The 14,636-nt window shown below is 33.0% G+C and carries 13 protein-coding genes and 1 tRNA gene; 6 read left to right on the plus strand and 8 right to left on the minus strand.

Annotation, left to right across the window (positions count from 1 at the left end; translation table 11 throughout):
* Positions 1–481: 481 nt before the first annotated feature.
* A complete protein-coding gene (gene dcm, locus SOM12_RS16160) occupies positions 482–1,468 on the plus strand; it encodes a DNA (cytosine-5-)-methyltransferase (RefSeq protein ID WP_320494254.1) in 987 nt (328 codons plus the stop codon).
* Here the strand turns inward: dcm and SOM12_RS16165 are convergent.
* The 6 genes from SOM12_RS16165 to SOM12_RS16190 form a co-directional block, all read right to left on the minus strand.
* Complete coding sequence (locus SOM12_RS16165; RefSeq protein ID WP_095928357.1) at positions 1,465–1,884, minus strand: very short patch repair endonuclease; 420 nt, start codon at positions 1,882–1,884, stop codon at positions 1,465–1,467. The genes dcm and SOM12_RS16165 overlap by 4 nt on opposite strands.
* Positions 1,885–2,027: 143 nt before the next feature.
* Complete coding sequence (locus SOM12_RS16170) at positions 2,028–2,465, minus strand: DUF3592 domain-containing protein (RefSeq protein ID WP_320494255.1); 438 nt, start codon at positions 2,463–2,465, stop codon at positions 2,028–2,030.
* Between the two features lie 395 nt (positions 2,466–2,860).
* A tRNA-Ile gene (locus tag SOM12_RS16175) sits at positions 2,861–2,934 on the minus strand.
* 146 nt (positions 2,935–3,080) lie between these two features.
* On the minus strand, positions 3,081–3,485 hold the full coding sequence (gene mce, locus SOM12_RS16180; RefSeq protein WP_320494256.1) for a methylmalonyl-CoA epimerase: 405 nt from the start codon (positions 3,483–3,485) through the stop codon (positions 3,081–3,083).
* A gap of 10 nt (positions 3,486–3,495) precedes the next feature.
* Entirely contained in the window at positions 3,496–5,856 is a 2,361-nt protein-coding gene (locus SOM12_RS16185) for a hypothetical protein (protein ID WP_320494257.1), read from the minus strand.
* A complete protein-coding gene (locus SOM12_RS16190; RefSeq protein WP_320494258.1) occupies positions 5,816–6,781 on the minus strand; it encodes a hypothetical protein in 966 nt (321 codons plus the stop codon). Before SOM12_RS16190 ends, SOM12_RS16185 begins: the two co-directional genes overlap by 41 nt.
* A gap of 203 nt (positions 6,782–6,984) precedes the next feature.
* Between SOM12_RS16190 and SOM12_RS16195 the strand changes: the two genes are divergently transcribed.
* Positions 6,985–8,673 (plus strand): Ig-like domain-containing protein, encoded by a 1,689-nt coding sequence (locus SOM12_RS16195; protein WP_320494259.1) that lies wholly within the window; start codon positions 6,985–6,987, stop codon positions 8,671–8,673.
* On the opposite strand, the gene SOM12_RS16200 is transcribed toward SOM12_RS16195, so the two are convergent.
* A complete protein-coding gene (locus SOM12_RS16200; protein WP_320494260.1) occupies positions 8,670–9,437 on the minus strand; it encodes a nitrilase family protein in 768 nt (255 codons plus the stop codon). The two genes, SOM12_RS16195 and SOM12_RS16200, sit on opposite strands and share 4 nt — an antisense overlap.
* Positions 9,438–9,619: 182 nt before the next feature.
* Here SOM12_RS16200 and SOM12_RS16205 point away from each other — a divergent pair, with 182 nt between their 5' ends.
* The 4 genes from SOM12_RS16205 (at position 9,620) to SOM12_RS16220 (ending at position 13,781) form a co-directional block, all read left to right on the plus strand.
* Positions 9,620–10,939, plus strand: a complete 1,320-nt coding sequence (locus SOM12_RS16205) for a gluconate:H+ symporter (RefSeq protein ID WP_320494261.1) — start codon at positions 9,620–9,622, stop codon at positions 10,937–10,939.
* 4 nt (positions 10,940–10,943) lie between these two features.
* The gene (locus SOM12_RS16210) at positions 10,944–11,411 is read left to right on the plus strand and encodes a RidA family protein (protein WP_320494262.1); all 468 of its coding nucleotides are present in this window, start codon (positions 10,944–10,946) and stop codon (positions 11,409–11,411) included.
* A gap of 195 nt (positions 11,412–11,606) precedes the next feature.
* Entirely contained in the window at positions 11,607–12,698 is a 1,092-nt protein-coding gene (locus SOM12_RS16215; protein ID WP_095928365.1) for a D-TA family PLP-dependent enzyme, read from the plus strand.
* A gap of 12 nt (positions 12,699–12,710) precedes the next feature.
* Complete coding sequence (locus tag SOM12_RS16220) at positions 12,711–13,781, plus strand: dipeptidase (RefSeq protein WP_320494263.1); 1,071 nt, start codon at positions 12,711–12,713, stop codon at positions 13,779–13,781.
* Here SOM12_RS16220 and SOM12_RS16225 read toward each other — a convergent pair.
* Positions 13,778–14,554, minus strand: coding sequence for a DeoR/GlpR family DNA-binding transcription regulator (locus SOM12_RS16225; RefSeq protein ID WP_095928367.1), 777 nt, complete (start codon positions 14,552–14,554; stop codon positions 13,778–13,780). The two genes, SOM12_RS16220 and SOM12_RS16225, sit on opposite strands and share 4 nt — an antisense overlap.
* Positions 14,555–14,636 lie beyond the last annotated feature (82 nt).

The following is a 14,636-nucleotide window of genomic DNA, read 5'->3' on the forward strand; positions in this document are numbered from 1 at the left end:
TTTAGATTTTTCATAAATTCAAGCTATTGCAAACAGCAATTCTAGATAATTATTGACAAATATTCTTTAATAGAAATTTCGCACAAACGCTTTTCTATCTCCAAAATCTTGGACAAAAGTATAAGTTTTTTAAACAAAACCAACTTTTAAAACCAAAAATCCAGAACAAATTTTAACATTTTTCTTAAAAACACTTCTAATCCTTTTCAGAAAACGTTCTAGAAGAACAACGTTCATTTTCAACATTATTCATAACATTCAAAAGTCTATAAGAATTTACCTATCTTAAAAAAGTATTTTTTTCTCAAAAAATGTCTTTCATCGAATATACGTCAAAAAAAGAAGTTTGGATTCAATTTTAATTACATTCAAGAGAATGTTCTCAAATTAATATATTTGTAAAATCAAAGTACGTATACATCTCAATTCCAAAAGATTTACAAATTCAAATTCAAATCTATTTTTAATTTTAACTAATCAAATGAAAAACCCATATACAGTCGGAAGTTTATACGCAGGTGTCGGCGGTATTTGTTTAGGTTTTGAAAATGCAGGTTTTAAATTAGAGTGGGCAAATGAATTTGACAAAAAAGCCTGTGTTACATACAGAAACAATTTCGAGCACACACTTATTGAAGGAGATGTAATGCAGCTCAACGTAAAAGATCTCAATAAAATTGACATTCTTACAGCTGGATTTCCATGCCAACCCTTTTCTCTAGCTGGCCACAGAAAAGGCTTTAAAGACAGTAGAGGAAATCATTTTTTTAAAATATTAGATTTTATTGACGAAATGCGTCCTAAAGTAGTGTTTCTTGAAAATGTCAAAAACCTAAAAGGTCACGATAAAGGAAACACAATGAAAGTAATTCAGCGCGAAATCAAAAAACGGGACTACACTTTTGACAGCGCTATCTTGAACACTAGAGATTTTGGAAATATTCCGCATAATCGAGAGCGAATTTTCATGGTTGCTTTTGACAAAAAATTTGTAAAAAAAGGGTTTAGATTTAATTTCCCAGAGAAAGAAATATTAACAAAAAAGGTAACCGACTTAATTACAAAAGAAAAAGTCGATAAAAAATTCTATTACACCGAAGACAAATACATGTACAACATGCTAAAGGAAGCCGTTGTGAGAGAAGACAGAATTTATCAATTTAGGAGGCAGTATGTGCGAGAAAACAAAAAAGAAGTTTGCCCTACTTTAACTGCAAACATGGGAACCGGCGGCCACAATGTTCCAATCATTACAACTGAATTTGGCTTTAGAAAATTAACCCCAAGAGAATGTTTTCGTTTTCAAGGATTTCCAGATCATTACAAATTACCCAAAATTTCAAATTCCAGTCTTTACAAACAAGCTGGAAATTCTGTAAGCATGCCTGTTATAGAAAGGCTCGCTTCTGAAATATTCAAATGCATTGAGAAAGCTGAAGCTAGACAGCTAAAAGCTGAAAAAGTTTAAATACTTAAAAGCATAATTGTTCCTTCAATTTTTGCCAGACAAACTTCCAGATTTTTTTCAATCTCTTTACTCCAGAATCTTAAAATCGTCCAATTTTCAGAAATAAGAAAAGCATTAACTTCTTCGTCACGCTGTATGTTTCTTTCAATTTTCGGAATCCAATATTCTTGATTTGATTTAATTCTTAGCTGTTGCGTTTCCCAATCTTTTCCATGAAAAAATTCACTATCAACAAAAATGGCAATTTTATATTTAGCAAAAGTAAGATCAGGCCTTCCAAATACTTTCTTATTGTTTTTTCGGTATCTGTGACCCAATTTCCATAATGCTTTAGCAAGCCTTACTTCGCCTTTTGTAGCAGTGCTTTTTATCGCCTGCATAGTTTTCCTCCTTTGTTCGGGAGTTAATCTATCCATCTGAAGATTAAATTTGTTTTGGACGGATAAAGTTAAGGCATTTTACAGAAATAGATGTTTAAATAATATGAGCCAAAATTTCAATTTTCACACTTCAAAAAAAAAACAAAAACAAAAAAGCCTTTACATTTCTGCAAAAGCCTCTATACTTTTCTTATTTTAAAATACTGATTCAAAATTTTCCAGAAACCCATTAAAACGAAAAACACCCCAATAAAGACCAAAAATGACGGATGAACAAAATAGCCGTTCACCCCAGCAATCTCAGCTTCATTCGGATTAGTTGGATCGTACAAAACCTTAACCCGAGTTCCTTCAATGTAACCAGGAAGAGAAGTGCCCTTATTAGACGTGAACTCTATTTGTTTACCTGAATTTGTAACAAATGAAACGTAGGGATAATAGAGCGATCCATTTTTATTTCCAGCAAGAGGTATGGATTTTATAACTGTACCATAAACACTATTTGACTTTTCAATAAAACTTGATTTCTGCTGAAAAAGATAAAAAGCCCCAGATAATAGTACAAAACCGGGTATAAAAAAAATATATATGACAGCAAGAATTTGTCTTTTATTCATCGTTTTCAAATTAAACCTTAGCAAAAGTGAATATTTATTTTATTTTGACATATTTAATAATACCAATCAGCGCGTAAGTAAAATTATATCGCTAATATTTTATAACCTAATTTATCTTTTTTTACTTCGATAAAGTTTTAAAATTTTTATTCGCTGTAATAAAATCACAGGCAAGAACATCGTTTCTATGATATTTTTCACCTTTTCTGTTAATATAAATTAGCTCATTGTTTAAATTACCAAAATATATAACATCGGATATTTGAAAGAATAAAAAAATGGAATAGAATGTAGTTTTTTTTAACCTATTAACCAGACTTGAAGGTCGTCAAATCCTCGTCACAAAAAACAAAAAAGCCTCTACATTTCTGTAAAGGCTTCTGTTCTAAAAAAAGTGGTCCCACCTGGGCTCGAACCAGGGACCACCTGATTATGAGTCAGGTGCTCTAACCAGCTGAGCTATAGGACCGGTTTAGAGGATGCAATATTACTACTATTTTTCATTCACTCCAAATATTTTAAGACATCATTTTAATTTAATTTTAAATCTTTCTCCGAATCTCAAAAACGAAATTGATTTTCAACATCTTATTCAAAAATTAAAATGACATTTTTTTATTTAATTTCTTGGCAAAGCTCCACTAAAACGCCATTTGTATTCTTCGGATGCAAAAAAACAACCAATTTATTGTCTGCTCCTTTCTTGGGAACTTCATTAATCAAGACAAAACCTTCGTTTTTTAAACGTGCAATTTCGGCTTCGATATCATCAACATCAAAAGCGATATGATGAATTCCTTCTCCTTTTTTCTCCAAGAATTTAGCAATAGGACTTTCGGGATTTGTTGCTACTAAAAGTTCGATTTTATTATTTCCCGTCTGAAAAAAGGACGTTAACACCCCTTCGCTTTCTACTGCTTCCATTTTATAAGACGGAACACCAAGCATTTTTTCAAACAAAACATTAGCATCGTCCATATTTTTTACCGCAATCCCAATATGTTCTATTTTATTTAGCATCTTTTCGAAATTATTGATTTACATATGTTCTAAAATAACCGCATTCAGCAATTACATCCTGATAGTATTTCGTATCCGAATAGTCTTTTCTTAAAGCTTTGAACGAGTTCCAAGCGATAAAATTAACTTTATCATCTTGAATTTCCCAATAGCTGTTTATCTTATTGTATTTTTTATTGTAATAATCATTTCGTTCGCATTTCGAAATCAGATACAAACATTTTGCTTTTTGTTCTTTATTCGAAGCTGCCTCAAAAGCTTTCTGATAATACATTTTAGAAACTGAATTATTCGTAATCATTTCTTTCATCGAATCTCTAAATGAATATGGGCCCGACCCGTACCCCACAATGCTCATTTCGTAAAAAGTTCTTCCGTTTCCAAAATGAGAAATATTATAAAACGCATTTCCTAATAAAAGGCTGTTGGTGTAAACATCTTCTTTCTGAGCCAATTTATCCTGCATTTCTTTTATTGTAGTCAAGAAATCCATAAAAGTATATTTTCTTTTCTGATACGCCGCGTGCTCGCAATCGTGGCAATCTTTTATATTTCCGTTAAACGGATTTCCTAAGAATTTATAATATTGAACAGAATCTGTTTGCTGCATAAAAGTAATTGCTTCAGGAATTTTGTTTTTGAAAGTAGACTGAATTGCTTGAAAATTATTAATATCCTTCAGTTTTAAACTATAAATTCCTGCGCCAATTTTCTCGATTTCAGATTTATTCGATTTTTCCAAAAAGCTTTTTATTCCCAGCAAATTCTTTTCATTGTCATAATATGCATTTCCATCATTCCAATAGCTATAGCGTGATTCTCCGTAAATCTCGGCCATAACCAAATTGCCTTGTTCTTTATACAAACGCGATAAATAGCTTCTGCTCCATGAAGAAGCATTTTGATAACGAAACGTATCTCCTTTATAATTTTTAGGAAGTTCTGTGTATAACCAATTTAAATCAGCTAAAATTGTTTTCTCATTTTTATCTGTCAGCTTATCAATCTTGCTTAAATTATTTACAAAACGCAATAAACGAAGCTGCATTCCCGCCAATTCTGTTTTCGGAAGTGTTTTTTCAGCTTTGCTGTAATTTTTATCTGCATTGGCATAATCGCCTTTTAGCGTTTGAAGATATCCAAGTGAAATATCCCATAAATAAGGCTTGTCGGTATTTCCTGCAGCAGAAATTTTTGCAATTAAATCGACAGCGCTATTATCCACTTTCGTCTTATTTTCTGTTTTATTTTCAGCAACAGTTTGTGGTTTTGGTTTCTGATTTTCTCCTTGCCCATCCGTCTGAAACGAATTATTTATTTTTTGCTCTAGCGAATTAACCAATCTTGTTCCCAGATAATTTAAATGTTCGCTTTTAGGATCCAACTCGTAGATTTTTTCAATAGCCTGTTTTTCGTCTTTATAATATCCGTGAATTGCCCAAAGCGCCGCTTTTTCTTTATTATCTTTTGCCAACGCCAAAGCCTTAGTCCAATCAGATTCGTTTTTTGGCTTGAAGCTATACGCTGTAACCACTCTTAATTCTGGACATTTATCAAAAACCTGAGCATATAAATAGTTCGAAGTCGCGTATTTTTTTTGTTTATAATTAATTCCGGCAACATACGCTAAAGCGCGATAATACAAAGTATTTCTGGCAACAGAACTTTCTGTTTTATTAAAAAAATCAATTGCTTTTTGCTTGTCGTTACTATAAAAACGTGCTTTCATGGTTAAGAACCAATATCTGTTTTTCAAAAACGGATCTGATAAAGTATTGTATACATTTTCTATCGACTGAATCATTTTGGCATCATTGAAAGTTTTTGCCACAACGGGATCGTAGCTCCAATAATCGTCTCCAATAGAAACCGTTTCTATTTTTTGAGCCAAATACAGAAACTCAACAAAGTTTTTTACTTTCTCATCTTTCAGATTAAGCTTTTTGGCCCATTTTTGCGTGCTTTTATTTTCTTTTTTCGTTTTATAATAAACATGCAAACCTTCAATTTCTTCTTTATTTTTGATGGTATTTTTATCATCAGAATAATATCTAGGCTTTTCATCACCAATCAAAAAATAATTGACAGTTGTGGTATCAACTTTTCCTTTTAAATAATCTGCCCAATCTGATTTTATATTTTTATTAAAACGAGAATTATGCTGGGTATCAAAACCAATTCCGTAAAAAATACCACCCGATAAAAACAAAGGCGAATACGATTTGTCGGCAAAAGTTTCTGGGGTAAAATTTGAATTATAAGATCCTAAATAATCCCAATCTCCGTCTGCACAGGCATATATAATTCCGAATGCAGAAAGCAAAACGGCACTAGAAGCAAGAAATAATCTGCTTAAAAGTATTTTTTTCATAAGTGTTTAAATTGAATTCGTCTAAATCGTAAAATATAATTTCTTTTGGCTTTTCTACGAGATTATCTTGCAAATCTTCTGCCATTTCTTTTAAATCTTTTGGTTTTATTTCTTCTATTTTCAAGAGATCGTTTTCTTCATAAAAAACACCATTTTTATAATTGGAATGTTTTACCCTGAAAAAAATCGGAGTTGTTTTTTCAAAATTGGAATTTTTTTCTAGTTCTCTACTATTCATTTTAGAACGAAGTCCGATCACTTTATTATTTCTAATATGAACTCCCCAAGAATAAATTGGAAAGGCAAAATCTAAATGAAGCGGATATCTTTTTAAACTTTTAAGATATCGGTCTGCCACTTTCTTATCGTAAATAGAATTTAGAGAATCGGGCGCAATTGATCCCATATTGTAATACATCAAAACTCCAGAATCGACATTTGGAATTTTTGTTTTTTTGAAATATTTCACCTGATGCAATCGAATGGTCGCTGAAAGTTTCTTCTGCGAAAGCTTTTTAAAAACTTCTATAAATTTCAGATAATTCTCTTTACTTTTTAAGGTCCAATCGCAATCAATTTGAATTTCTTGACAAGCAATTTTATTTTTAGAATTGATTTGTTCGATAAAATCAAAGGTTTTTTGTGCCAAATCCTTCACATCAAGATTAGGTTGGAGCATTACTTTGTTCTGAATAAAAACAACGGGAACAATAGCATATTCTTTTGGATTTTCTTCAAAACGAACAGGACTGATAGGAATCGGAAAATTGGATTCTGGATGAATTCCAATGTCAAAATATCGTACATAAAGTTTCTGAACATTGTTTTCTTTCAATGCTTCTTTTTCTGTTTCAGAAAACTTGAAGATTGTTTTCCAGTAATAAAAGGAGATTACGGGCTTTTCACTTTTAGTGCATGACAGCATTAAAAAGAGAAACAAAACTGGGAAAAATCGTTTGAACAAAACTTAGGAAAATTACATTTTAATTCAAAAGTAAGAAATTATAGCATTTTAAACACTAAAAAATTTGAAGATTTCCAAAAGTCGCAAATCCTAATAAATGGATAAAAAATTTCAATTAAAGCAAATATAATCGTTATTTTGTGCAATCAAATTGAAAAACCGTTATGTTGAAAGACACCTTAAAATACATTGCATTTGTAATTCTAATATCCATGATAAGCTGCGCCAAAAGAGGCAGCATTACCGGCGGTTTAAAAGATACGTTACCTCCTGTTTTGGTATCTAGTTTTCCTAAAAACTTTACAACCGATTTTAAAGGAAATACTATTACTTTAAATTTTGATGAATATATCAAACTCAAAAACACTAAGAAACAGCTGATTATTTCCCCTCCTTTAAAAAATGAGCCATTAATCACGCCTCAGAATGTTAGCAAATTTATAAAGATTGAGCTTCGAGACACTTTACAGCCCAACACAACTTATAGTTTAAATTTTGGGCAAGCCATTCAGGATAACAACGAAGGAAATGCTTTAAATCAGTTCAAGTATATTTTCTCAACAGGATCGCACATTGATTCACTTAAATTAAACGGAAAAATCAAAGATTCGTACGGAAAGTATGTTGACAATTTCGTTTCTGTAATGTTATATGAAGTAAATGATAAATTTAAAGATTCTACCATTTACAAAGAGTTTCCGCGCTACATTACGAACACTTTGGACAGTATGCGAACTTTTCAGTTTGAAAATTTAAGAGAAGGAAAATATCTTTTGGTAGCCTTAAAAGATAAAGGTTCAAATAATAAATTTAATCCGAAAGATGATAAAATCGGATTTTTGAAAAGCTATATCACAATTCCAACGGACACGGTTTATGAGGTGGAGCTATTTAAAGAAACGTTGCCATTAAAAGCCTTCAAACCTATTCAGGCTTCAGGAAACCGTTTGTTTCTTCCTTATGAAGGAAAACAGGATTTCAAAAATTCAAAACCAAAAATTACACTTAAAAATGGTGACGAAGTTCTTGAAACTATCGTAACGCAGTTTCCTAAAAAAGATTCGCTTCAAGTTTGGTACAAACCAATAAAAGCCGATTCGCTATCAATGGAAGTTGAAAAAGGAGATTATAAAAAAAGATTTTCGTTCAAGATTAAAGCCTTGAAAAAAGATACTCTAAATATTAAAGCGGTACAAAACGGCCAAATTAATTTTAGAGAACGTTTTACTTTGGAAACCGAAACTCCATTGGTAAAATTTGACAAATCTAAAATCGCTTTGGTTAATAAAGATTCTGTTGCTGTTCCTTATACAACAGAATATGATGAATTTGAACAGAAATTATATTTCGATTTCAAAAAAGAGCCTTTGGACAAATATAGTTTCACTTTCTTACCAGGTGCTTTGACCGATTTTTATGAAAAGACAAATGATACTTTATCTTATAAACTCAGCACTAAAGAACATGCCGATTACGGAAATCTGATATTGACTCTTAAAAATGTCAAACGTTTTCCTATAATTGTTGAATTGACCAATAAAAAAGGAGATGTAGTGTTGGCCGATGGATATTCTGAGGGTGCAACTACTTTAGAATTCAACCTATTGCAACCTGATGTTTTTACTGTACGCATTATTTATGACGACAATAAAAACAAACAATACGACACTGGTAATTTCTTAGAAAAGAAATACGCAGAAGAAGTATTTTATAATCAAGAAGAATTTGATGTCCGAGCCAATTGGGATCGGAACGAAACAATCGACTTGAGCATTCCTTTTAATCCAGAAGTGGAGAAGAAAGAAGACGATAAAAAGAAAAAAGAAGCAGAAAAGAAACGAAAAGCTTTTTAAAACTTAATTTCAAACTGATCTCTATCGCTTAAAAAGTCTAATTTTTTACGCGTTTCATACATGGTGTTTTTGTCTAATTCTACGACAAAGACACCATTTTTTTCTTGTGGCTCTAAAATATAATTGCCCAAAAAATCTATTGCTTGAGAATGACCAATATGTTCGTAATCGTGGGCATCATTACCAATTCTATTTACCCCAACCACATACGAAAGATTTTCTATGGCACGCGCTTTTAGCAAAGCATCCCAAGCATTGGTGCGAACTTTTGGCCAATTGGCGACATACAAAATAAGGTCGTAGTTTTCTACATTACGTACAAAAACCGGAAATCTCAAATCGTAACAAACCTGCAGAAATATTTTCCAATCTAGATAATCTATAATTACCTTTTTATTTCCGCAGCTGTACACTTTGTCTTCACCGGCGAGAGAAAAAGAATGCCTTTTATCGTAATACTGAAATTCGCCTGACGAAAAAACAAAAAACATCCTATTATAAAACTTTTCGTTTTCTGTGATGACAACACTTCCTGTTACGGCAGCATTTTTTTGTTTTGCTTTCAATTTCATCCATTCAATCGTTTCTCCTTGCATCGTTTCGGCAACCTCAGAAGCATTCATTGTAAATCCGGTCGAAAACATTTCAGGAAGGACAATGAGATTGACTTCCGATTGAATTTCATCAATTTTCAAATCAAAATTTTCTCTGTTTTTACTGGCATCTTGCCAAAAAAGATCGGTTTGGATTAAAGCAATTTTCATCTTATCAATTTTTATATAAAGGTAGAAAACATAAGCTTATCCATCCTTTATCTCTCAATAATTTTAACATTGCAATTGCAAAAAAAACGCAGTTTTTGCAAAAAAAATGCGACATGTGGAATTATTTTATATATTTGGAATTCCAACCACAATTATAACTAACTAAAAACCAACCACCAATCATGAGCATTCTCATACTCACTGCATGCATTATTTTCTTGATTTTACAGATTGCTTGGTTCAAAATTAATCCGTTTATCGCGTTTATCATTACCTCCCTTTTGGCTGCACTTTTTCTTGGTTTGCCAATAGAAACGATTTCTCCAGTTTTGCAAAAAGGTCTTGGCGAAATGCTCGGATCTATTACTTTAATTATTGTTTTTGGAACATGTATCGGAAAATTGGCCGTTTCGTCTGGAGCCGCAAATGTAATCGCCAAAACAGTTATGAATTGGACGGGAAGAAAATACGTTCGTTTGGGCTTAATGATTACTGGATTTATAATCGGAATTCCGCTTTTTTATAGCGTTGGATTTGTACTTTTAGTTCCGCTGATTTTTTCTGTTGCGCATCAATTTAAATTATCAAAAGTATATTTAGGGATTCCAATGCTGGCTTCACTTTCTGTGGCACATGGTTTTCTTCCGCCTCATCCTTCACCAATGGCATTGAGCAGTATTTTAAAAGCAGATATCGGTTTGGTTTTAATTTACGGAATCATAGTCGCCATTCCGACCATTTTAATTGCAGGATTATGGTTTTCAACTCGTTTTAAAAACATCAAAACCGAATCGGATCATGAAATTTTAAATGTCGAAGAAATAACCAATCAAGGGAAATTGCCAAGTTTTGGATTGAGTTTATTCTCTGCCTTATTTCCCGTTTTCGGATTAACGATTACTTCTCTATTACCTTTAATTTCAGATAATGAAAAACTAATCGCTATCTGCAAAATTATTGGAGACCCGAGTATCATTATGCTTTTGTCACTTCTTTTATGCACTTACACATTAGGAATTAAAATGAATAGAAGCATGTCATCTGTTATGGACGATTATACACAAGCGATAAAAGATGTTGCTTTAATTGTCCTAATTGTTGGTGGTGCGGGCTGTTTAAAAGAAGTTATGATTGTAAGTGGCGTAAACGAAACTATTGTTACAACTTTAAACCAAGTCAATATTCATCCGTTTTTATTAGCCTGGATGATGGCCGCCATCATTCGTATTTGTGTTGGTTCTGCAACTGCCGCAGGTTTAATGACTGCGAGCGTTTTGTTACCTTTACTACAATCAAACGATCTAGACCCCAATCTCTTTGTACTTTCTGTCGGTGCTGGAAGTTTAATGTGTTCGCATGTAAACGATCCGAGTTTCTGGATGTTCAAAGAATATTTCAACATTAGCCTAAAAGACACTTTTAAATCCTGGACCGTAATGGAATCTTTGGTTTCTGTTTTAGGAATTGTATTTATATTTATTTTAAACGCTTTAATACATTAAAATCATGAGTTTAAATCCGCAAGAAAAATTCGAAAGCCTAGGTTTGTCTCTTCCTCCTGCTCCACAGCCTTTAGGAATTTACAAACCCTATTTAGTAGACGGCAAATACCTGTATCTTTCAGGACATGGACCTGTACAAGACGATAAATCTTTAATCATCGGACGCATTGGAGAAGATATGGATATTGAAGCAGGAAAATTAGCAGCAAGACAAGTTGGACTAACTATGCTTTCTACAATCGCAACCAATTTTGGAAGCTTAAGCAAAGTAAAAAGAGTGATCAAAGTTCTCGGAATGGTGAATTGCACTTCTGATTTCTTAAAACATCCGTATGTAATTAATGGATGCAGCGAATTATTTGCAGAAGTTTGGGGGCAAGAAAACGGAATCGGAGTAAGAAGCGCAGTCGGATTTGGTTCGCTTCCTGATAATATTCCTGTCGAAGTTGAAGCTCTTTTTGAATTGCACTAATTTTTTCCTAACACATTATTTTAAACACATAGAAACATAGGTTTTTATTATTTGAATTTTTAAAGATTGAAATAAATGAGACAAGTCATTTTCTTATTAATGGAAAGTGAAACGCCTTAAACAGCCTCCAAAATCTATGTTTCTATGTGCTTAAATAAAACTCAATGTTTTACAACTAGCTAAAAACCAAGAACCATGCAAAAGAACTGGTGGGAAATAAAATCCGAAACTCTTATCGACACTCCGTTTTTAGCAGTTTACGAAGATCGAGTACGTCAAAATATCGAAAAGTTGATTTCTTATGTGAAAGGCGACACGCAAAGATTGCGTCCGCATATAAAAACACATAAAAATGCCGAAGTTTTAGAGCTTTTTAAAATTTACAACATTAAGAAAATAAAATGCGCTACAATTTCGGAAGCAGAGCTTGCTGCAAATCAGCAAATTGAAGACATTCTTTTAGCGTATCAGCCTGTTGGATTAAAAGCGGAAAGATGGATTTCATTAATTAAAAAATTCCCTGAAACTCATTTTTCAACTATTGTAGACAATCTGAAAACAGCTTCAGATTTAAATGAAATTGCCAAAAGAAATAATCTGGTTCTTTCCGTTTATTTGGATTTAAATACAGGAATGAACCGAACTGGTTTTTCGATTTCAGAAAATTGGACAGGGTTAATTGATTCCATTTTACAATTAAAAAACATTCAATTTGAAGGAATCCATATTTATGACGGCCATATAAAAGGAACTGTTGAAGAAAGAAATTCAGAAGCTTCTAAGTCTTTTGAACAGATTATTAATAAAGCAGAAAACTTTAAAATTGTCGCTGGCGGTTCTAATACTTTTCCGTTTTATGCAGCGCAGGAAAATGTAGAATGCAGTCCGGGAACTTTTGTTTTTTGGGATTCGAATTATCAAATTCATTTATCCGAACAAGATTTCAAACCTGCTTTAGTAATCGTTGGAACTATTATTTCTAAACCGACTAAAAACACATTTTGCGTAGATATTGGCTATAAAGCCGTTTCATCTGAAAATCCGATTGACAAAAGATTGACCATTCTAAATGATGAAAATTTGATTCCAACCGCACATTCAGAAGAACATTTGATTCTTGAAAATAAAGGCCAAAACGAATATGAAATTGGCGATATTATTTATGCTGGACCTTATCATGTCTGCCCTACTGTAGCTTTGTACGATAATCTTCAGGCAGTAAACAAAAAACAGCAAATTTACGCGCAATGGCCAGTTGGCGCCCGAGGCCGAAAAAATACTATTTAAATTTTAAATCCTATGTTTATACTAGATGCCCACTTAGATCTCAGCATGAATGCGATGGAATGGAATCGAGATCTGAGAAACGATGTTCCGACTTTACGAAACTTAGAAAAAGGAATGACCGATAAACCAGATCGCGAACGCGCCACGGTTTCTTTTCCTGATCTAAGAAAAGGAAATATCGGAATTGTGGTCGCCACTCAAATTGCACGATTTGTAAAACCTGACAGCATAATTCCGGGGTGGAATTCTCCAGAACAAGCTTGGGCACAAACACAAGGTCAACTTGCGTGGTATAAAAGCATGGAAGAAGCAGGAGAAATGACGCAGATTACAGACAAAAAATCGCTTTTAAATCATTTTAATGTATGGAATGATGGAACTCCAAACGACAAAAAACCAATTGGATATATATTAAGTTTGGAAGGAGCCGATTCTATTATTAATGTTTCTTATCTCGAAAAAGCTTATCATTACGGATTGAGAGCTGTTGGTCCTGCACATTATGGTCCAGGCCGATATGCAAACGGAACGGATGCAACTGGAAAAATGAATCAGAACGGAATTGATTTGTTGAAAGAAATGGAGCGTTTAAATATTATTCTCGATGCAACGCATTTGTGCGACGATGCTTTTTGGCAGGCCTTGAATCATTTTAACGGCGCAGTTTGGGCAAGCCACAACAATTGCAGGGCTTTAGTTGATCATAATAGGCAATATAGCGATGAAATGATCCAAGCTTTAGTTTCAAGAGGAGCCGTTATTGGCGGTGCTTTAGATGCTTGGATGATGGTTCCAAATTGGGAAAGAGGAATTTCTGATCCTAAAAAAATGAATTGCAGCTTAGAAACTGCTTTTCAGCACATGGATCATATTTGCCAGCTTGCGGGAAATGCAAATCATATTGGAATTGGTTCTGATTTAGATGGCGCTTTTGGAACAGAACAGTGCCCGTATGATTTAGATACGATTGCTGATTTACAAAAATTGGTTCTGATATTTAAAAATCACGGTTATTCTGATGAAGATATAAAAAAGATCTTTCATCAAAATTGGATTGATTTTTTAGTGAAACATTGGGATTAGATCACAATCAGACTTGGAACGGCGCTTTTGTATTTCTGTAATTTTTCGTGATTGGGTTCTTCTTCGGTAATTACATAATTCACTTCAGATAAATTAGCAATTTTCATTTTAAGAACTGTATTTAATTTTTCTGTAATAGTCAAAACTGCCGTTTTTTTAGAAGCCTGAATCATTGCTTTTTTTACCTGAACGGTTTCCCAATCAGAATCAGAATAACCGCCGTCTACGTCTAAAGCATTTGTTCCTAAAACCAAAAGATCTGCTTTTATGTTGGCCAATTGATGAAAAGCTTCTCCGCTCACACACATCTGACTATAAGAAGAAATGCTTCCGCCAATCATGATCGTTTTAATATTAGGTTTGTCTAAAAGCTGAACCGCAGTTAAAGCCGTAATCGTAAAAACAGTTAAATTAAGATCGTTTGGAATTAATCGGATGAACTCTCGAATGGTAGTTCCGCCATCAACAATTAAAACCATTCCGTCATGAAGAAGGCCAACCGCTTTTTGTGCAATAACTTGTTTAGCTTCGACAGCATAAGTCTGGTTTGATGAAGAATAGTGATATCCTTTTGTCATGGCGCCGCCTTTTACTTTAATTAAAAGTGCGTCAGCGTCAAGTTCATTAATATCACGACGAACAGTATCTTCGGAAACACCAAGTTTAGCCGAAAGAGTTTCAAAACTCACACGCGTGTGCAAATTGATCTCTTTTAGAATATGATTTTTACGTTCTTCTTTACTGTAATTTAAAACTTCATTTTCAGTGCTCATGCCGATTGTTTTTTTCTAATTACAAAAATAAACATTTCATCAAATAATTCATCGAAACCAAAAGCCGTATTGGCAATAAAAA

This window comes from Flavobacterium sp. CFBP9031 (assembly GCF_034044945.1).
In the GTDB taxonomy this organism is placed as follows: domain Bacteria; phylum Bacteroidota; class Bacteroidia; order Flavobacteriales; family Flavobacteriaceae; genus Flavobacterium.